This window comes from Fibrobacter sp. UWB10, from assembly GCF_900182935.1.
Classification (GTDB): Bacteria; Fibrobacterota; Fibrobacteria; order Fibrobacterales; family Fibrobacteraceae; genus Fibrobacter; species Fibrobacter succinogenes_O.
In genome coordinates, this window is the sequence record NZ_FXUE01000001.1 from 250,466 (window position 1) to 270,706 (window position 20,241).

At 51.1% G+C, this 20,241-nt stretch carries 21 protein-coding genes and 1 tRNA gene; 20 read left to right on the forward strand and 2 right to left on the reverse strand.

Annotated elements, in window-relative coordinates; translation table 11 throughout:
- Positions 1–5: 5 nt before the first annotated feature.
- Positions 6–1,517, reverse strand: a complete 1,512-nt coding sequence (locus QOL41_RS01025; protein ID WP_283428291.1) for a DUF4832 domain-containing protein — start codon at positions 1,515–1,517, stop codon at positions 6–8.
- A gap of 306 nt (positions 1,518–1,823) precedes the next feature.
- Between QOL41_RS01025 and miaB the strand changes: the two genes are divergently transcribed.
- From miaB to argS, 10 genes are all read left to right on the forward strand, one after another.
- Entirely contained in the window at positions 1,824–3,146 is a 1,323-nt protein-coding gene (gene miaB, locus QOL41_RS01030; protein WP_283428292.1) for a tRNA (N6-isopentenyl adenosine(37)-C2)-methylthiotransferase MiaB, read from the forward strand.
- Between the two features lie 41 nt (positions 3,147–3,187).
- Positions 3,188–4,093 (forward strand): SPOR domain-containing protein, encoded by a 906-nt coding sequence (locus QOL41_RS01035; RefSeq protein WP_283428293.1) that lies wholly within the window; start codon positions 3,188–3,190, stop codon positions 4,091–4,093.
- A gap of 79 nt (positions 4,094–4,172) precedes the next feature.
- Positions 4,173–4,256 (forward strand) — tRNA-Leu (locus QOL41_RS01040).
- A 22-nt stretch (positions 4,257–4,278) separates the two neighbouring features.
- Positions 4,279–5,022, forward strand: a complete 744-nt coding sequence (locus tag QOL41_RS01045) for a hypothetical protein (protein WP_283428294.1) — start codon at positions 4,279–4,281, stop codon at positions 5,020–5,022.
- A 7-nt stretch (positions 5,023–5,029) separates the two neighbouring features.
- Positions 5,030–5,377 (forward strand): aspartate 1-decarboxylase, encoded by a 348-nt coding sequence (gene panD / locus QOL41_RS01050; RefSeq protein ID WP_173653173.1) that lies wholly within the window; start codon positions 5,030–5,032, stop codon positions 5,375–5,377.
- 106 nt (positions 5,378–5,483) lie between these two features.
- Complete coding sequence (locus QOL41_RS01055; protein WP_173653172.1) at positions 5,484–6,995, forward strand: flotillin family protein; 1,512 nt, start codon at positions 5,484–5,486, stop codon at positions 6,993–6,995.
- A 66-nt stretch (positions 6,996–7,061) separates the two neighbouring features.
- Positions 7,062–7,628, forward strand: a complete 567-nt coding sequence (locus QOL41_RS01060; protein WP_283428295.1) for a hypothetical protein — start codon at positions 7,062–7,064, stop codon at positions 7,626–7,628.
- A gap of 14 nt (positions 7,629–7,642) precedes the next feature.
- Entirely contained in the window at positions 7,643–8,083 is a 441-nt protein-coding gene (locus tag QOL41_RS01065) for a LytR C-terminal domain-containing protein (RefSeq protein ID WP_283428296.1), read from the forward strand.
- Positions 8,083–8,499, forward strand: coding sequence for a ribosome silencing factor (gene rsfS / locus QOL41_RS01070; RefSeq protein WP_173653169.1), 417 nt, complete (start codon positions 8,083–8,085; stop codon positions 8,497–8,499). The genes QOL41_RS01065 and rsfS overlap by 1 nt, the downstream gene beginning before the upstream one ends.
- On the forward strand, positions 8,486–10,198 hold the full coding sequence (gene argS / locus QOL41_RS01075; RefSeq protein WP_173352225.1) for an arginine--tRNA ligase: 1,713 nt from the start codon (positions 8,486–8,488) through the stop codon (positions 10,196–10,198). Before rsfS ends, argS begins: the two co-directional genes overlap by 14 nt.
- 91 nt (positions 10,199–10,289) lie before the next feature.
- On the opposite strand, the gene QOL41_RS01080 is transcribed toward argS, so the two are convergent.
- Positions 10,290–11,405, reverse strand: a complete 1,116-nt coding sequence (locus tag QOL41_RS01080) for a fibrobacter succinogenes major paralogous domain-containing protein (RefSeq protein WP_283428297.1) — start codon at positions 11,403–11,405, stop codon at positions 10,290–10,292.
- A gap of 100 nt (positions 11,406–11,505) precedes the next feature.
- Between QOL41_RS01080 and purU the strand changes: the two genes are divergently transcribed.
- The 10 genes from purU to QOL41_RS01130 all read left to right on the forward strand — a co-directional run bounded on the left by purU (position 11,506) and on the right by QOL41_RS01130 (position 20,241).
- Positions 11,506–12,351, forward strand: coding sequence for a formyltetrahydrofolate deformylase (gene purU / locus QOL41_RS01085; RefSeq protein ID WP_072800463.1), 846 nt, complete (start codon positions 11,506–11,508; stop codon positions 12,349–12,351).
- Positions 12,352–12,369: 18 nt separating this feature from the next.
- Positions 12,370–12,873 (forward strand): hypothetical protein, encoded by a 504-nt coding sequence (locus QOL41_RS01090; protein ID WP_173653168.1) that lies wholly within the window; start codon positions 12,370–12,372, stop codon positions 12,871–12,873.
- Positions 12,874–12,893: 20 nt separating this feature from the next.
- Entirely contained in the window at positions 12,894–13,565 is a 672-nt protein-coding gene (gene pyrE / locus QOL41_RS01095) for an orotate phosphoribosyltransferase (protein ID WP_173653167.1), read from the forward strand.
- A gap of 13 nt (positions 13,566–13,578) precedes the next feature.
- On the forward strand, positions 13,579–14,268 hold the full coding sequence (locus QOL41_RS01100; protein ID WP_173653166.1) for a hypothetical protein: 690 nt from the start codon (positions 13,579–13,581) through the stop codon (positions 14,266–14,268).
- Entirely contained in the window at positions 14,265–15,551 is a 1,287-nt protein-coding gene (locus tag QOL41_RS01105; protein WP_283428298.1) for a hypothetical protein, read from the forward strand. The genes QOL41_RS01100 and QOL41_RS01105 overlap by 4 nt, the downstream gene beginning before the upstream one ends.
- Before the next feature lie 24 nt (positions 15,552–15,575).
- Positions 15,576–16,970 (forward strand): DEAD/DEAH box helicase, encoded by a 1,395-nt coding sequence (locus tag QOL41_RS01110; protein WP_283428299.1) that lies wholly within the window; start codon positions 15,576–15,578, stop codon positions 16,968–16,970.
- Positions 16,971–16,988: 18 nt separating this feature from the next.
- On the forward strand, positions 16,989–17,750 hold the full coding sequence (gene map / locus QOL41_RS01115; protein WP_173654875.1) for a type I methionyl aminopeptidase: 762 nt from the start codon (positions 16,989–16,991) through the stop codon (positions 17,748–17,750).
- Between the two features lie 3 nt (positions 17,751–17,753).
- Complete coding sequence (locus QOL41_RS01120) at positions 17,754–18,089, forward strand: hypothetical protein (protein ID WP_173654876.1); 336 nt, start codon at positions 17,754–17,756, stop codon at positions 18,087–18,089.
- Positions 18,090–18,175: 86 nt separating this feature from the next.
- Positions 18,176–18,799 (forward strand): EcsC family protein, encoded by a 624-nt coding sequence (locus QOL41_RS01125; RefSeq protein ID WP_173654877.1) that lies wholly within the window; start codon positions 18,176–18,178, stop codon positions 18,797–18,799.
- Positions 18,799–20,241 carry a hypothetical protein gene (locus QOL41_RS01130; protein WP_283428300.1) on the forward strand — a complete coding sequence of 481 codons (1,443 nt, stop codon included), beginning with the start codon at positions 18,799–18,801 and terminating at the stop codon, positions 20,239–20,241. The genes QOL41_RS01125 and QOL41_RS01130 overlap by 1 nt, the downstream gene beginning before the upstream one ends.

The window sequence follows — 20,241 nt, forward strand, 5'->3', positions numbered from 1 at the left end:
GCGCGTTATCGGGATTGCAATAGTAGTTTATTATTTTCCTGAAGGCCGTCGTTGTCGAAACGGACGGTCGGATTTTTGCCACTCTTGAAGGCATCTTCGCTTTCGTTGAGGGATAGCGCCACGGAAACGCCCGGCTGCGTCACGATATTCGCCACACCAGTTGCCTTAAAGGAGAAATCCTTTGATGCGCCGTCCTTGAAAGTCGCCTTGGGAATGCGGACCGTCTCGCCAATTTGCGTAAGAGCCTTACCCGTAGAATCCACGAATTCCGCCACCATGTAGACATCGAAGAAGCAGGGTGCTACGCCAGTATTCTTGACGGTAATGTTCAATGTGCTTGTAGTATCTTTGGCGCTTGCGACGGTCAAAAGTTCCGCCTGTGTCACCGTAAAATTGTAGCCGATGACCTTGCTCATGGAATCGGCAAGAGCTTTGTTGTCCTTGTAGAAATAGTAACCACAATCGTTGTCCTGATCAAGAACATAGTAGGTCAGGTGCGCCGTAGTAATCGCATTCACCCAGCGCTGCGGAGTCCACTTCTGGTTACCCCCGGGAATCAGATCGTCGTAAGTAAGCATCGTCTTGTAACCGGCTATATTTTCGGCAATAGTCGGTAGATTCGCATTGTACGCCCGCAACAAAGTATCCGGCCTACCGGGAATGCCAATGAACCCGTCATCTCGCTTGGTAATGCCGAGTTCAAGCGCATGCGTATAAACATCGCCAAAACCGTTAGATGGCAGAACCAGCTGGGTTTTCTTAAACAGGGATGCATAATAGTCCAGCATGTCAATCAACACCGAATCGGCAGGCATTTCGCTCCCTAAAATGTGAGACGTGTGCCATTCGCCCCATTCGCCAAAAGTGCGGACGTCAATGTATTCTATGCGCGGATCGCCATCGTATTTTTCGGCCAGAGCTTTTGCAAACTCCTTTGCCGCCCAAATATAGACGGAATCATCCCAGACCGGAGCGTACGCATGGTATTCCGTCCCGCGCAAGTCAATCTGGATTTTCTTCGCGCCCATCTCATAGACAAAGGGCGGAGTCCAGTCGTATTCTTCTTGCGGCGGAAAATCGCTCTTGATAAACGAAGGCGTGTACGGCAGCACGCGCAAGGCGTAAGTCATGTTGTGCTCGGCAAGTGCGTTCAGCAGTTTTTCCAGTTCCGTCCAGTCGTAAACGCCCTTAGCCGGGTTCAACTTGTTCCACTGCTGGTAACCGGAACCGTACGAGACCAAGTCCCACGCCCTGTTGTTCAAGGAACCGTAAGGGCCGTATTCAAATTCCGGAACAAACGTCCACGCGCCACCCGTCGGCACCGTGAAACCCTTGTGCGGGTTAGAAAGCGGGCCGTCGAAGGGATTGAGCGCGTAGGTGATTTTGGTGGTGTCGGGGAAACAGCTTTCGCCACCCTCGGGGCCGAAGCTACTCCCGTCATCGCCACAGGCGATAAACAGCGCTGCCGCAGTCATCAGAACAATCTTCCCAAAGCATTTGCTAAAAAGCTTCGCCATATTTTAAGTATAGTATAATTTTTTAGACTCAGGAACATCCCTTTTTCAAGAATGTTTTAAGAAACATAACTGTCGAATTTTAACTAAAATCGCCATTTTTCAATAAACTCCCTTGAAAAAGTGTATTCAAGTACACAAAAGTGGGTCGAAAAAGTGCATCCAAACACTCAAAAGTGGGTTGGAAAAGTGCGCTCAGGGTTTTAGGGGCAGAGCCCTTAGGCGAAGGGGTAGCGGAAGACTCGGCTGTGCCGTGGCTGAAGCGAGGGGGACTCTTCCCCCTTCTATATTTTTTCTAAATTATCGCCCATGAAAAAATACCACTTGGCCACATACGGCTGCCAGATGAACGAGTACGACTCGGCGATGATCGCCCAGGAACTCGACATGTGCGGTTGCGTTGAAACGAGCAACCAAGAAGATGCCGACTTCATCATCGTGAACACCTGCAGCGTACGCGAAAAGGCCGAGGAAACCGCCATCGCGAACATCAGCAAGCTCAAGTACCTGAACAAGAAGAATCCCGACGTGAAGGTTGTCGTGTGCGGCTGCATGGCTAAAAATCGCGGGCCGGAACTTTTGAAGCGCCTTCCGAACGTGAGCTACGTCGTGGGCCCGGACCAGTACAAGAAAATCCCGGAATTGCTGCTCGGCGACGCCCATAGCCCGCTGCACCTGACACACCACAAGATGTTCATCGACGAGGACCTGAGCGAAAACTACTTGGGTGAATACGCGAAGCTCCAGAACGATTTCACGACTTTCGTCGCAATTCAGCGCGGATGCAACAAGCGCTGCAGCTACTGCATCGTACCGTACCTGCGAGGCCCCGAAAAGTACCGCAACATGGAAGACGTGCTCGCCGAAGTCCGCAAGGCCGCCGACAAGGGTATTACCGAAGTGACGCTCTTGGGCCAGACGGTGAACGCCTACAAAACGGAAGGCGGCAACTTTGCCGACCTCCTTACGAAGGTTTCTGAAATCGAAGGCATCCGCCGCATTCGCTTTACGAGCCCGCACCCGAGGCACTACACGAACGAACTCATCGACGTGTTGCTGAACAACCCGAAGGTCTGCCACTACGCGCACATTCCTATCCAGAGCGGCTCCGACGTCATGCTCAAGAAGATGCGCCGCCAGCACAACATGGAGCAGTACCTCTCGATTATCGAGCAGTTGCGCAGCAAAGATCCGTTCTATGGCATTTCGACGGACGTGATTTGCGGATTCGTGGGCGAAACCGAAGCAGATTTCGAAGACACGCTCAAGGCATTTGAACAGTGCCAGTTCGACAGCGCCTTCATGTTCATCTACAGCCCGCGCAAGGGTACAGAATCGTACAAGGAAGCCGAGACGCTCACCGAGCAGGAAAAGCAGGAACGCCACACACGCCTGGTGGAACTGCAGAACGCCATTACGCTCAAGCGCAACCAGATGATGCTCGGCCGTACCGAGGAACTTTTGGTGGAAAAGAATTCCGCACGCGACGAAACGGAACTACGCGGCCGCACCGACAACTTCAAGAAGGTAATTTTTAAGCCCGAAGAAGGCCGCATCGTGAAGCCCGGCGACTACGTGAAGGTGAAGCTCGACGACATTCGCGGATGGACGATTAGAGGAAAGTTAGTTTAGACGAGAGAACGGCGCAAGCGCCTACAGACGAGAGACGAAAGATGGATTCCAAAATCAGCGTACTTTCTATTCTACTTGCACTTTGCTGCATAAACTCATTCGCGCAGACGATGGCTGATGCGCAAAAGGCATACGTTGCCGGCAACTGGAAAGAAGCCGCCGCCGCATACGAAGCCGCCTGCCCCAAGGAACCGGATTCCCTGCGTGCAGAATGCTACTTGTGGAACGTACTCGCTCTTTCGCAAATGGGTAGCGCCCAGTCGTTCAAGATTGCAGGCAATCGCCTCGACAGTCTGATTAAGACTACGAACCCGCAAAGAGCGATTTATTCGGACTTGATGATGACGAGCGCCCAGTTCAGGCTCTACCTTGGCAAGTATGACAAGGCCGCCGAAGACTTGATTCAGGCAATCGAAACTTCGCACCCGCACCAAGCCATTGTACTGCAGAAGGTTTGCAAGGCCGTAAAGGCAAAAGTAAAGTCGGAAGACTTGGATGACCGCTGCAACTTGCTGAACAACCCGGATTCAATCAAGGCTATTCGCACTGCATCGCAGGCCAAAGCAGCTCCGGTTGCACAGCCCGTTACCCCTGAACCGGCACCGAAACCCGCCCAACCGGCTCCGGTGGTTGAACAACCTAAACCCGCTGTCCAGGCTACAGCCCCAGCACCCGCGCCGGCCCCCGCTCCTGCCGCCCAAGCCCCCGCTCAGGAATACTGGACCCTGCAGTTAGGCGCATTTGGAACAAAATCTAATGCTGATTTGTTGGTTTCGAGCCTGAAAAAGCAAAAAATCACCTGCACGATTATTGAGCAGCCACGCGGCGAAAGAACCCTCTATTTAGTCCAAACAGGCAAGTTTGAAACCAAGGATAAGGCGGTCGATTTCGCGGCAAGCAAGCTTGCCCCCCTAAAAATTGAATATCAACCCCTTTTGAAAAGGTAAATTTGCACAAAAAAGAGCTTTTTTCGCGGTTTCCCCTGCAAAAAATGCTAAAATTGTTCTATATTTGAGCAAACCCCGAGCCGGGGTGGTGAAATTGGTAGACGCGCCGGACTCAAAATCCGGTACTCGCGAGAGTGTGAGGGTTCGATTCCCTCCCCCGGCATTACTTTTGAAGGAAGAAACTGATGGCGAATTGGTGCAAGATTCTCACAACGGTGCTTTTGTGCGGCTCCATTGCGTTCGCACAGTTTGACGATGAATCTTCCGAAGATTCCTATTCTTACGGGGCTACTGAGGAAACGGACGACGTTTTTGCCGACAACAGCAACGAAGAAGCTCCTAGCGCAAATGTTGGCGAAGCAAAGGCTACTGCCGATGAATGGCAGGGCTTCAACTACGAAGAAATGGGTCTCACTCAGTGGGAATTCCAGCAAGCCAAGCAAGAAGGCATCTCGAGAGACAAACTCACGAACCTCGTAGAAATGGGCATTCGCCCCTCCGAATATCTCCAGAAACCTTGGGAAAAACTCGGTGTTTCCGAACAGGAATGGATCAGCCAGCGTTCTGGCGGCCTTGAAGACGCCGATATCGACCGTTCTTACCGTAACCGCTCTGGCGACCAGGGCTATGCATACCTTTCCTTGCTGATTCCGTCGCTGTATCAGTGGCACAAAGATGAATCGATGAAAGCCATTTGGATGGATGCCCTTTGGGGTGTCAGCGTCGGCGCAACGGTTTACCTTGCAATCGACGGCAATTCCGCTTGGTGGTATGGTCTGATTTTCGTTGCGGGTGCACACATTTGGTCCTTCGCAGACGCATTCTTTAGCACTCAGTGGGACAGCAACCCGGACGCAAACCGTTTCAGCTACGGAATCCTCCCGACCCCGGATAAGGGCGTTGCCGGATTCTTCAACGTAAAATTCTAAGCGCATCATGCAGCTAGAATTACTCAAAAGCAAAATCCATCGCGCTACTGTAACCGACGCAAACCTCAATTATGAGGGTTCGATTACTATTGCTCGCGATTTGATGGATGCCGCAAATATTCTTCCTTTCGAAAAAGTCGGCGTTTTGGACGTTAATAACGGCAACCGCCTTGATACTTATGTGATTGAAGGCCCTGCCGGTTCTGGCGTGATTTGCTTGAACGGCGCAGCCGCAAGACTTGTTCAGCCGGGCGACCTTGTGATTATCGTTGCTTATGCAACCATGAGCGAAGCCGAAGCCAAGTCGTGGAAACCCACCGTTATCCACGTGAACGCCAAGAACGAAATCGTTTAAACACTCGGTCACAATTTTTTTTCATTCTATCGAAAAATTTGAGGTCTGTCATTCCGTGGCAGATCTTTTGTTATATATTTAGAACAAACAAAAGGAGAATTAATTTATGCAAACAAGCATTCTTTTAACAATTATTTTTGCCGTGGTATTTTTCCTCGCCATCATCTTTGTGATGTCGTATATCAAGGCCGCACCAGACGAAGCCATTATCGTTTCAGGCCTTCGGAAGCTTCCGAAAGTCATTATCGGACGTGCGGGCCTTCGAATTCCCTTCTTTGAACGCGCCGACCACCTTTCTTTGCAGTTGATTCAAATTGACGTAAAGACAGGAAGCCCGGTTCCGACAAAGGATTACATCAACGTTTCTGTCGACGCTGTCGTGACTGCCAAGATTTCGGATAATCCCGACCGTCTCAAGTCTTCGGCTCAGAACTTCTTGAACAAGAAGCCCGAAGATATCCGCGCCATGATTGTAGATATCTTGGAAGGTAACATGCGCGAAATCGTAGGTCGCATGCAGCTGGTAGACCTTGTGGGAGACCGCAAGCAAGTTTCTGAACTCGTGCTCGAAAACGCTATTCCCGACTTGGAAAAATTGGGTATTGTGGTTCAGACTTTCAATATCCAGAATTTTGAAGATGCCAACGGCGTGATTGAAAATCTGGGTGTGGACAAGACCTCTGCCATTCGCAAGGCAGCCGCCATTTCTAAGGCCAATGCCGAAAGAGATATCAGCGTTGCTCAGTCCCAGGCCAAGAAAGACGCCAACGACGCTGCCGTGGCCGCCGAACTGGAAATCGCCCAAAAGCAGAACGACCTCGCCGTGAAAAAGGCCAATCTGCAGAAGATTTCGGATACAGAAAAGGCTATTGCCGACGCCGCTTACGAAATCCAGAAGCAGACCCAGCAAAAGGCAATCAACGTGGCCCAGGCCGAAGCAGAAGTCGCCAAGCAGGAAAAGGAAATTGAAATTCGCGAACGCATGGTGATGGTGACCGAAAAGGAACTGAAGGCTCAAATCGAAAAGAAAGCCGAAGCCGAACGCCAGGCCCAGATCCAGCGTTCTGAAGCGGAACTTTTCCAGCAACAGAAAGACGCAGAAGCCGACCGTTACAAGGAAGAACAGCGTGCCAAGGCTATTAAGCAGATAGCCGATGCAGAAAAGGAAAAAGCCTTCGCCGAAGCCGAAGCCACCAAGGCGAAAGCCATGGCCGAGGCAGAAGCCACGAAGGCAAAGGGTCTCGCCGAAGCAGAAGCTATCAAGGCACAAGGCCTTGCCGAGGCTGAAGCGCTGAACAAGAAGGCAGAAGCCATGAAGCTCTATGGTGATGCCGCTCGCCAAGAAATGCAGCTGAAGACTATCGAAAGATATTTCGAACAGATGCCGCAAATCGCAGCCGCTATTGCTAAGCCCATGGAAAAGATTGGAAACATCACCATGTACGGCGAAGGCAACACGGCAAAGCTCACAGGCGACATTACCAAGACTCTCACGCAGGTCACCAACGGCCTCACGGATTCTCTCGGTATCGACTTGCGCACAGTTCTTGGATCCATGTTTGGAGCAAAGCTTGCTGGCGTTACCAAGCCCGATAACACGCAGGAAAACAACAAATAACAGGCAGAATTCCACTTATGGGGCTGAAAGGGAAATCCTTTCAGTCCCTTTTTCTATATTCTAAGCATGCGGTTAATGCTGTTTTTGATGCTGTTTATGGCAATGACAGCCTTTGCGGAAAGTCCTGCGAAGGCCGATTCCGCTGTTGCAAACACCGCGAAAAAAACCGCTGCCGTCAAAGAAGCCCCGAAAGACACAATTGTCGACACCGTGTATGTGGTCCCAGATGACGGAATTCCCTGGAATCGCGAGCATTTTAACCCCGAACGTTTAGTTAGGCACGAAACCTTTGACCCCGCGCTAAAAGTCGCCTACTCGTATACAATCAGTTTTATGGGCGGTTCTTTTGGAACTTACGCCCAGCAAAGCTACATGGCACACCTCGCCTACGAATTTACGCCGGAACTACATTTATATGCAAATGTCGGACTTTGGATGCCGCTTTATTCCAACTTCCGTTTTGGTTCGCCCGTTGCAAAAGAAGATGTACGCCAAGGGCGCGTAGGCATTGTGATTCCTGATATTTCTTTGGAATATAAACCCAACGACAACATGAGTGTCAGGGTCATGTTCATAAACGAAAACGACGCTTTCAAGGCATACGGACCTTACCGCCATTGGGGATTTTACTAAATTTGTGCTGACGAATGTACCAAAGCATTTCTAAAGCATACCGCATTATTTCAGCCATCTTAACGGTGGTTACGCTGTTGTTTATTGCAACGGCATTTTTAGGTTGCGAAGAAAAGCCGAAAAAAGCCCAAGTTGTAAAGGTCAAACGAACCTACAAGGGCGATGTCGAGGTATTAAACAGTTGCGGAATGCAAGGCGCTGCAGCCAAGATGCGTTCTTACCTGCGCGACAACGGTTTCGATATCGTAAGTTCCAGGAACGACCGCTTGCAGAATTACGACGAGACTGTTCTCGTGCTTAGAAACCCCGAATGGGAAGGGGCCAAAGCTTTAGCTCAAGCGCTCAAGACCGACAACGTGCTTATCGTTCATAGTAGCCGCGCTGTTGTCGACGCCGCCGTCTACATAGGAAAAGACTTTAATCAAATCATTGAACCCGAACAGGGAGAAGAATAATGACAACAAAAATCACAGACCTGCCAGAGTCCGTAAATATCGGAGCCAGCATTCTTTTTGAACTGCGCGCCCAGAACGTCCAGTTGATTGACCTTCGCGGCATCAAGGACGTGACCGACTTTTTCCTTGTCGCCACCTGCGAAAGCGAAGCACAGATGCAGGCTATTCTGAACGAACTGCGTAAGGAATTCAAGGCAAACAAGCTCCCGTCCGTGGGCGTGGAATACAAGGAAGGCGTGCGCTGGGCTGTGTTCGACGCAGGCCTCGACCTGATGGTACACCTGTTCGAAGAAGAAAAGCGTAACGAAATTTCGCTGGACCGTCTGTATGCCGACGGCAAGATCGAAAATCTCGACGAAAATGACTTTGTGAAGAAGACCTCTAAGAAGAAGAGCAGTGAAGATGAACTCGTTTGAGCAAGAAATCGCAGAAGCGCTCGCCGCTACCGGTTCCTTCGAAAAGGAAGCCGCCCTCAAGCTTATCTCTGTGCCGCCTGACACCACGCACGGCAACTTTACCATTCCGTGTTTTTCGCTCGCCAAGGTGATGCGCAAGGCCCCGAAAATGATCGCCGAAGACTTGGCCGCCCAGGTGAAGCTTCCGGCAGGTCTTTCGAAGGTCGAAGCCGTGAACGGTTACCTGAACTTCTTTATCGACCGTAGCTTCTTAGCTAAGTCGACGCTCGAAGAAATCGCCGCCAAGGGCTTGGAATACGGCCATGCCGCATCGAACGGCAAAGTGGTCTGCATTGACTTTAGCTCCCCGAACATCGGTAAGGAACTCGCCTTCCATCACCTGCGTTCAACAATGATTGGAAACTCGCTTTCCCGCATTTACAAGGCCGCCGGTTACAAGGTGGAACGCATTAACCACCTGGGTGACTGGGGAACCGCTTTCGGCAAGCTCATCGTGATGTACCTGCGCGAAAAGCGCCCGACAGACGACGCTACGCTCGATAGCCTGACCGTGAAGGAATTGAACATTCTTTACGCCGCCTTCTCCAAGGCCAGCAAAGAAGAACCCGGCCTCGAAGATGAAGCACGCGCCGCATTCACCAAGCTCGAACAGGGTGATGAATTCTACCGCAAGCTTTGGACCGCCTTCCGCGCCGCCACGCTCAAGGAACTCATGCGCATCTACGACATGATGGGCGTGGGCTTTGACCACTACACCGGCGAATCCTTCTTCGAAGACAAGATTCCGGCCATTCTCGACGAACTCCGCGAAAAGAACTTGATGGTCAAGAGCCAGGATTTGGACGTGGTGATGCTCGACGAATTCGACCTGAACCCTTGCCTGATTCGCAAGAGCGATGGTTCTACTTTGTACGCTACCCGCGACTTGGCCGCCGCTTGCTACCGCAAGAAGGAATACAACTTCGACAAGTGCCTTTATGTGGTGGACCTCGGACAGGCTCTCCATTTCAAGCAGGTGTTCCATGTGCTCAAGAAGATGGGCCGCGAATGGTACAAGGACATGTACCACATTCCGTTCGGCGTGATCCTGCAGCTGGTCGACGGCAAGTGGGAAAAGGGCAAGACCCGTACGGGTACCGCAAGCCTGCTTCGCGACGTGATTGAAGCTGCCCAGAAGAAGATTCTCGAATTCATCGACGCGAAGAATCCGGAGCTCGAAAACAAGGAACTTATCGCTCGCCAGATCGGTATTTCCGCCCTCACCTTCAACGACCTCAAGAACAGCCGCTTGAAGGATGTGCGTTTCGATTGGGATGCAGTGATGAGCTTCGAAGGCGATACCGGTCCGTATGTGCAGAACGCCCACGTGCGTCTTTGCAGCATTATGCGCAAGGCCGGTTACACGGTGAACATTGCCGATGTGGACATGGCCCAGCTCGGCGACGATGCTGCCTACAGCCTCATCAACATCCTGTCGAAGAAGGGCAAGAAGATTCTGGACGCCGTCGCCGGTGATGAACCGAGCGTTCTCGCCCAGTATGCTTTGGAAATCGCAGAAGCCGCACACAAGTTCATCCACGAAGACCGCGTGCTCGGTTCTGCCGAAGAAAAGTCCCGCCTGTTCTTGGTTCAGGCAACACAGATCGTGCTCGAAAACGTGCTCGACCTGCTCGGACTCTTCCCGATTCGCCAGATGTAAAATACGCCGCGCCTTCGGCGCGAGCTTCTCGCTATAAATACAGAAAGGGCTCCCGTTCGGGAGCCTTTCTTTGTTGAATGTCAACTAAAGATTAGTTACCGTTGATGCAACGGACGGAGTAGGCGTTGGTCTTGCTCGGCACGAGCTGGCGGACCATCTGGTCACTCATACGGCCCATGGCCCAAATCCAAATGGTTTCGTTACGACCGTTCTGTGCAGACCAGAAACCAGCGTATTCACCCATATCTTCGTAACGGACGATAGACTTACCCACCATCTTGCGGTAGCCCGAAGAGAAGATAGAGAAGCCGTATTCGTCGGTACCGCCACCGCCCTGCCAGCCAGTGGTAGCCTTCATCTTGTTAGCAAACTTTTCGCACTTGTCCACGCCATCGTAGCAGTGAGTCAGGCCAACGAGCAAGTCCATCCATTCGCGGTCACGCGGCAAGTGCCAGCCTTCGGGGCATGCCTTGCGGGCGCCTTCCAAGTCATACAGACGGCCACCACGAGCGCAGTAGTTTTCCTTGTCTTCGTAGCACCAGGAGTGACCTTCCACATTGTAGTTCACGTTCTGAGCGAACCATTCACGGCCTTCAACCTTGATGGTGCGGTACACTTGGCCATCACGCGGGTCCTTAACCATGCCAGACACGTCGCGGAGAGAAGAGCGGTGTTCCTGTTCGGCGCGGCGGTATTCTACCACCTTTTCACGCTTGTACTTTTCGCGGCCTTCCAAAGTGTTTGCCCAAGCTTCCTGAGCCTTGGGGTTCGTGAACTTGATGCGCAAATCGCCCACAGCAAAAAGTTCATCGCCACAAGCGAGGTCCACGCCAGCAATGTTGATAATCAGGTTTTCACCACCGAAATCGCGCGGAGTATTAAAGAACGAAATCCATGCTTCCATGGTTTCGTTACACTTTTCGTAGAAATGTTCCTTTTCGATCTTGTCGGAAGCAACAGTCATGTTACCGGCCACCGAGAAAGCGAACAAACTATCATTCACCTTGAAAGAAACCGGCTGGACTTCTTTATAGTGAGTGTACTTACCGAAACGGATTTTGCCTTCGATCTTGGCGGCAGAATAATCACCTTCGCCTTCGGCATTGTAGATAGCGTCCCAAGACTTCTGAGGAACAGCAAATGCCTGAACAACCGCCATACCGAATACGACAGCAAACATAGACTTGAAAGAGAATTTACGACTCATTTTTCCTTCTCGTATAAAGTTTCCGGTTTAAAGTTAGAATATTTTAGATTTTCGGAAGGGAAGCAAAGACTTAATGCCTGCGTTTTTATAATTTTGGGCTATGGCTATTACACGTTACATTTTGCAGATTCATTGCCCTGACCAAAAGGGACTTATTGCCGGAACTACCCAGGTACTCGCCAAGGCGGGCGCCAACATTGTTGATTTACAGCAACATACGGCAAAAGATATCGAAACTTTCTTTTTACGTGCCGTTTTTGAAGCGGAATCCGAAAATATCGAAGAAGTCCGCAAACATCTGGAAACCTTGGAAGGTCACCTCCACCTGAACTGGAAGTTGTTCGACACCACCAAAATTGAACGCGTAGCCATCTTCGTTTCGAAGACGGACCACTGCCTTTATGACCTTTTGCTCAAACACCGCGATGGAGACCTCCCCTGCGAGTTCAGTTGCATTGTGGGTAACCACCCCGACCTGGGCCCTGTAGGCGGAACCTTCGGCGTGCCGTTCTACTATGTGCCGTCGAACCCGGACAAGAGCATTCCCGAAAATCGTTTCCGCGAAATTATTGCCGAAACCAAGACCGATACTGTGGTACTCGCTCGTTACATGCAGATCTTGAGCGAAGCCTTTACCGAAGAATTCAAGTACCGCATTATCAACATCCACCACGGATTCTTGCCGGCATTCAAGGGAGCAAAGCCCTACCACCAGGCCTGGCACAAGGGTGTGAAGATTATCGGTGCAACCGCTCACTTTGCCACCGAAGACCTGGACCAAGGCCCGATTATTTGTCAGGATATCCAGCGCGTGCCTGAAACCGCCAGCATCGACGAACTCGTGGAACTGGGCAAGGATATCGAAAAGCGCACGCTGTCTGCCGCCCTCAAGCTTTGGCTCGAACACCGCGTATTCGTTTACGCCGGCCGCACCTTTATTCTCTAGAATTTTACAGGAGACAATATGTCCGAAGAACTGAATCAAAACGAAGTCACAACCGAGGCTCCCGCCGAAGTTGCTCCGGTTGTTGAAAACGAAACCGCACCGGAATCTAGCGCCGAGAGCATTCCGCAGGAAGCTCCCGTAGAAGAATCCTACGCATCGCCGACCCAGCCGCAGGTGATTGTCCAGCGCGAACGCGGTTTCTCTCACTATGTCGGATTCGCCCTGTTGAGCGTCCTGTGCATTTGCTTCTACTTTATGCCGGGTATCGCCCTCACGTTTGCCATCAGCCTGATTCCGGGTATTTCGCTCGGTGCCGTTGCCGCATGGACTTTCAGCGCTATCTTTAGTGTGATTGCTTGGGCCATTTTCAAGATGAAGATCAAGGGCTTCAAGAAGTCGTTCTATTTCTACATCGGTCTGTGCGTACTGATTACAATCCTCTTGGTTGTCATCGAAATTCTGACCGAAGAAACGAACGTGTTCGCCCGAATCTTCAGCCTTCTCTGCGGTGCAAGCGCATAACTAGCTACTAAGGTTCCATCATGAATAATAAAGACCAATTTGTTCATTTTCTCGTAGAAGCCGGCGCACTCAAGTTCGGTGATTTCGTGACCAAGAGCGGCCGCAATACGCCGTACTTCATTAACACCGGAGAGTTCCGTACCGGCCGCACGCTTTCCAAGCTTGCCGAATTCTACGCCGCCGCATTCATGAAGCATTTCGACGGCAAGGCCCAAAACCTTTATGGACCGGCCTACAAGGGCATTCCGCTGTGCGCAGCCACGGCCATGAAGCTTTCTGACGTGTACAGCCAAGACCTCACCTTTACCTACAACCGCAAAGAAGCGAAGGACCACGGTGAAGGCGGCATGCTCGTCGGTTACAAGTACGCCGAAAAGACGAACGTCGTGATTATCGAAGACGTGATTACCGCAGGCACCAGCGTGAACGAAACGATGCAGGCTCTTTCGAAGATTGAGAATGCAAACGTTATCGGTCTCTTGATTTCGGTGGACCGCAAGGAAAAGCTCGATAACGGCAAGTCCGCGCTCCAGACCGTGCAAGACGAATACGGCATCGAAGCTCACTCCATCGTGAACATCAACGACATTATCGCCTTCCTCGAAAGCGAAGAAAATCGCAAGAAGATCAACGCTCCCGAAGGAATCCTCGACAAGGTGTACGCTTACCGCGAAAAGTGGGGCGCACCGTAATCAGCAAGGATTAATGGCACGCCTCTTTGGAACATTGTTTGTAATGGCGGCGCTACTCTTCACGGGTTGCGCCGATTCTTACCATTGGTCCAGCAGCCACCCCGCCTACAAGCAAGCGCCCTATGGCGAACTTACGGTAACGGGGCTCCAGAAGTCGTTTGTTATTACCCGAACCAAGTGGTTTGCAAACCGCCTGGACTTTGGCGACAGCACGCAAATTAAGGCGACTGAGTTTTGCTCCAAAGCCATGGAACACGAATTCCGCGGCGGTTACAGCAAGCTGAACGTTCTGCCCGATTCTGTGCTGGCAAGTTTCCCCGAAGAAAGCCAGAAACTCGACGACCGCATTTTCATGAAGGGGAAACTCCCCGAGCAAGGTGTGACAGTTAAAGCACCTGACGGCAGCGTTCCTCCGCAGATTCTCTTGATTCACGAAGTCATTATCGGCACCGACTTGAAGCGAGAAAACTTCTTTGACTACGCCTTGATTCACAACGAATTGGAAGACAAGCGCGAAGTCAAAAATATCAGCGCCATTGTATCGTATACACTGTGGGACAATGTAAAACAACGCTCGTTGTTTAGCGCCGTCGACGAAATCCAGCACCCAGTTATCAAGCTCACTTTGAACGACCTTGAACAACTGATGCGACAAACCGTCCAACAGATTCGCAAGAACATGTACAAGGGGGCCGGCAAATGAGACGACTTTCCCTAATTGCATTTGCAGTCGTGATTTTTGCGCAAGCCTTTTTGGCAGGGAACGCCTACGCCAAGGACATCTTCTTTGATTCCCACTGGACGCTGTGGCAAAACGCCGACATCTTGATTTGGACTCCCGACAAGGAGCCCGCCATTGACCCCAAGGAATTCTGCCTATCGCTACGCCGCAACAATTCTGGCATTGGCGACCCCAAGTGCAGACTTTTCGGTGAATGGGAACGCGACACCGTCGCCATGCGTTACGCATCTTGGCTTTCCAACAACATTGAACCCGGTCTGGACGCGCATCTTTTGAAAGCCCGCCACCCCTCCATGATGGCCAAAATCCAAGCACTCGAAGACAAAATCGTTTTGTTTATTGCCGATAAAGGCAAAGACCTGCAAATCGCTATTTTCGACGAAACAACGCTTGAACCGAGAAGTGCAGGAACCGTTGCAAAGACATCCGACAAGATAGCCTTGGGTGATGATATTGCCAGCGCCTTTTTTGGTCGCCACACCAAGCGCCGTTTAACAAAAGAAGAACGTCTGAAAAAGGAAACGGAACCCGACGAGCTTTACAAGGAAACGCCGACATTCAGATCTTGGGCAGGTATTTCTGCTGGATACGCCCAGGCCCAAATTCCGCTCACTCCGTACAGCTGGTACAAGCGCAAAATCAGAAACCGCGTTTCAAATTACCGCGCAACACGAGACTCCGTTAGCCTCTGGAACTTTATGGACGATTCCACCCCGCTCTTTACTCTGTATGCGGGCGGAATCTGGTTTGGCTTTATCGGTGGCGAAATATTCTACCGCTATTCGGACCACGCCGTAAAAATAGACGACCGCGACGAAGTTTACGAAGAACTGGACCACTGGAATTTCTCTCAGCACGAAATCGGCCTGAACGTGATGTTTGCAAGGACCTACGAACCATTCAAATGGCTAGACTTGCACCTGTTCGCCTTCCTCGGATTCCAATACAGTTTCTACGCCGAAGACATAGAACTCAAAGATTCCAAGAAAAAGCCCTCTAGGGAATACGAGACCCGATTCAAGACCGAAGACCCCTACAAGGGCGCCCTCTTCGGATTTGGCACGCAATGCGTATTCTTGCAGCACTATGGCCTAAGCGTGCGTACAGGCATTTCGAGCCGCGGTAAAGATGTCTATGTAGAACCCTCGCCCGACGCAGCAGCTGAACCCACAACCATTGGCGCAAGCACTGTTGACTGGTTTATCAGCGTTGGGTTGGAATACCACTGGACACCGTTTAAGTAGGATTTTTCTACATTTGCGCTCACTATGAGTGAAGAAGTAAAAGAAGAAAAGAAAGAAGAAAAAGTAAATCCGTTTCTGACTCCCGTTAAGATTATCGAGCCCGAACACAAGCTCCCCGACTATACTTTTGACATGTTGCCCGAAGAACAGAAGGCTGTTCTCGCTCAGCACGGCTGGACCGACCTGATGCCGGTACAACGCAAGACGATTCCTTACATGCTCGCCGCCCGCGATATGCTGGTGCAGTCCAAGACCGGTTCGGGAAAGACCGGCGCCTACGTTCTCCCGCTTTTGCAGGTGATTGTTCGCGACCATATTTTCCCGCAGGCTTTGATTCTCGTGCCGACACGTGAACTCTGCTTGCAGGTTCAAGACGAAATCGAAAAACTTTCTGCCGGCACGGGCATTCGCTCCGTCGCCATTTTCGGCGGTGTGAGTTATGAACCGCAGCTGAAGGCCCTCAAGAACGGCGTGCATATCATTGTGGCAACTCCGGGTCGCCTGATGGACCATGTGCAGCGCGGCAATGTGGACTTCTTGGACATCCGCGACTTGATTCTGGACGAAGCCGACGAAATGCTTTCGATGGGTTTCTATCCCGACATGCAAAAGATTCGCAAGTACCTGCCCAAGCAGATTGCCTGCACCATGTTCAGCGCCACCATTCCGCAGACCGTGAAGAGCCTCGCCCGCGAATTCCAGCGTCCGAGCGCCGAATTTCTGTCGCTCAGCTACGACAAGGTGATCGCAAACAACCTGGAACACCGCTGGTATCCCTGCGACGTAATGGACAAGGATTCCATGACCATCAAGGTGCTGGAATACTACAATCCTGAAAGCTGCATGATTTTCTGCAACAAAAAGAGCGACGTGAGCTACCTGGAACAGGTGCTTTCGGGCTACGGCTTCAACGTAGGCGCTCTGAGTGGCGATGTCGCCCAGAACATGCGCGAAAAGACCTTGAACGCTTTCCGCGACAAGAAACTCCGCATTCTCATTTGTACGGACGTGGCAGCCCGCGGTATTGACGTGGACCACGTGACACACGTGATTGTGTACGACCACCCCGATGACCACGAAGTGTATGTGCACCGTAGCGGACGTACCGCCCGTGCGGGCCGCAGCGGACTTTGCATTTCGCTGATTACGCCGGTCGAAGAAATCGACATGAAGCAGACCGCCGCCGACTTCGGCATCAACTTCATCAAGATGGAAGTTCCGACAAACGAAGAAATTTCAAAGAAGGTGAGCGAACGCGTGCGCGCCAAGCTCGAACAAGAAAAGAACCACTTTGGCGGACAGAAAGCCCGCGAACGCATCAGCCGCGTAATCCCGCTGGTGAAGGAACTCGCAAACGGCACCGAAGAAGACCAGATGCTTCTCGCCTACCTCGTTGACCGCTACGCATGGAAAAAATAGGTTTGAAAGGGAAGAACAATGGCTAAAATCAAAATCAAATCCGCAAAAGAAATCGAACTGATCCGCGACGCAGGCGCCCTCGCCGCAGAAACTCTCATTCGCGCAGGCGAAATGTGCAAACCGGGCGTATCCACTCTGGAAATCGATGAATTCATCGGCGACTATACCCGCAAGAACAAGGGTATTTCGGCCTGCATGGGTTACCACGGTTATCCGCGCTACGCTTGCATCAGCATTAACGAAGTCGTGTGCCACGGCATTCCGAGTGCAAACACCATCCTGAAAGACGGCGATATCGTGAACATCGATATCACCACGATTCTTTCGGGCTATCATGGTGATACCTCGGCCATGTTCTGCGTGGGCCGCGTGAGCAACCTCGCCCAGGAACTCGTGGACACCGCCAAATTCTGCATGGAAGAAGGCATCCGAGCCGCCGGCGAACAAGGTGCTCGCTACTACGACATCGGTAACGCCATCCAAGACATTGCCGACGAACATGGTTTCAGCGTAGTCGAAGATTATTGCGGTCACGGAATCGGTCGCGGTTTCCACGAAGAACCGACCCTGTACCACTTCCGCAACAATGTGCTCAAGCAGTTCATTGAAGTCGGCAACGTGTTCACCATCGAACCCATGATCAACGTGGGTCGTCCGGGCACCAAGACGCTCTCCGACGGTTGGACGGCGGTAACCCGCGATGGTTCGCTTTCTGCCCAGTGGGAACACACTGTGGCCCGCACCAAGAACGGCATCGAAATCCTGACGCTCCCCCGCTAAGACATGTCGTTACTCGGAAACTTACGCAATAAGGCTGTCGAAGCCTTTGTCAAGAACCACGAACTGGTCAAGCGCTTTGGCGATGTCCAGTCCGTGTCTATTGACTCCGACAACGGCACTGCCGACGTAAGTGTGCTCTTGCACGGTGAAATTTTCCCGATTAAGTTTCGCGGCTACTACTTTTTCGACGATTCCGATACAGGTACCGACATCGTAGTACGTAAAATCACCTGCGAGCGCGAATGGATCGACCAGGCGCTTTCGTACTGGCTCGATGGCAAGACTCTCCGCTACAACATCCCCGGGCTCGCCGGCGGCATCGCGAAGATTATATTCTAGAATCCTCGCCCCCCCCCCTTCATCGCACATTTATCATTTCACATTACACATTTAATAATGTATATTAGTCTCGTAAGGAGACTTTTATGAGCGACTGCACCGACGAAAAGATGGAAAAATTCAAGGAAAAACTAGCTTCCCTGCTGTTTGACCTGATTACCGACATTCCGGAATCCCTGCATTCCCCGAGCGAAAACTCTGACGATAAAATCAAGAAACTGATTCGCCAGGCCGCAGTCAAAGCCTCTTTGGTGAGCGCTACACTTTCGGTTCCGGCCGGAGTTACGGGTGTATTGACCTCGATTCCTGACATTGCCGCCATCTGGCGCATTCAAGCCCAACTGGTGTCCGATATTGCCGCCACCTACGGTAAATTTGCCCAACTGAGTCGCGAAGCCATGGTCTGGTGTCTGTTCCGCCATAGCGCCGCCCAACTTTTGCGCGACATCGCTGTGCGCACCGGCAGCCGCATTGTGGTCCAGAAGGTCTCTTTTGCGGTTCTAGAATCTATCCTGAAGAAAATCGGCCTCAAGGTCTCTACCAAATTCTTAGGCAGGGCCGCTCTCCGTGCCATTCCGGCCATCGGAGCGCTTGGAAACGGAGCCTATTCCTTCTATGACACCACCGAAGTCGGCAAGACCGCAGCTTCCTACTTTAAGGCTTTGGCCGACAATCCCGAAGAAGTCGAAGACGCCGAAATAGCAGATTAATGAAATCCGTTTTTTCAATCCTAGTCCCACTTCTTTTCGCGCTGTTTTTCCTTTCCCTGTTCGGAGAAAAGATTCCTTACAACGATGGGGCTGGATTCGACGGGACTTTCTACAGAGAAGTCTTTCGAAATTTTTCGAACGACTTTTTTTCTATCGGTTACGACGGTTTCCGAATACAAAGAATTTTCCCTTTCTGCGCCATGAATCTAGTCTATGGCGCATTAAACATCCCCCTCGACAATTCGCACATGTTATGGGGAATGGGCGTGCTGCACATATTCAATCTGATTCTTCAAGTTGTCTTCTTCTTTAAGCTTGCCATTCTGCGAAATTGGAAAAAATCGACCACAGCCATTCTCTTCTCGATTTTCTTCTTTAACTACTACGTCCTTAAAAACTGCGGCTACGAACTGTTCCAAACAGACGCTTTCGCCATCACAATAGCCTTAGTCTCTTACTACCTATTGTTACGCGACAAGTTTGCGCTTTCCTTCGCCGTATCCCTTCTTGGACTTTTTACCTGGCCAACCATCACCACCATAAACCTGTTGCTCATTCTGTTCAGGCAAAACCTGCAACCCATTCCAGAAGAAAACCGCTTGGGCAAAATTCTCTATCGAATCACCCCGGCTGCATACGCCGTCGCCGCAACAGGTATCATTACATTATTAATAGTATTGCACAAGCAAGACGCCCTTGTCCAATTCCTACAAGTCGATTTAAGCGCTGGCTTATTAATACTATCTCTTGTAACCGCTATTGGCCTGCTTTGGGTTTTATGCAAAAAAGGCTCCTTCCCCTTTTTCTATAGCCCGGCACAGTTCTATTTCATATTTTCACTTAAAACAGCCGTTTTACTGATCCTACCGATTATCGCCATCAAGGTTTTCCTTGGATTCCATACCAACGAAGAGGTTTTCTTTAACGGGAGGGTCTTCCTTTTTCAAACCCTCATTCGCCCGCTCAAGTACCCCGCCATCACCATCGCTGGGCATGTCGCCTACCTAGGAATCCTTCTTCCGCTCATTTTGCTCCAATTTCGCCGTTTTTCGAAGGATTTCGTATCGATATCACCGGGGCATGCACTCGCCTTTCTCGGATTTTTGTTTCTTGCCATCGATAGTGAAGCCCGACACATCGTCACCTTCTTGCCGATCATCCTGATTCCGTTGGGAAGCGTTCTCGATTCCCTTGACCTAGCCCCCCGCAAAGCGGCTATTCTTGTCATTTTACAGCTCATACTGAGCCACTTCTATATTCCTATCAATGTCGAAGGGTTGGCGCAATCGCTTACGGACCTAAATTTCACCTCCGATGCCGCTCAGAGGTTCTTTATGAGTTTCGGTCCATGGATGACTTTTAAAAGCTATCTCCTTTGGATTTTGACCTCTTTTGCCGTTTTTACCGCCATTTGGGCAGTCCTCAGAAAAACAAGCCCTTGA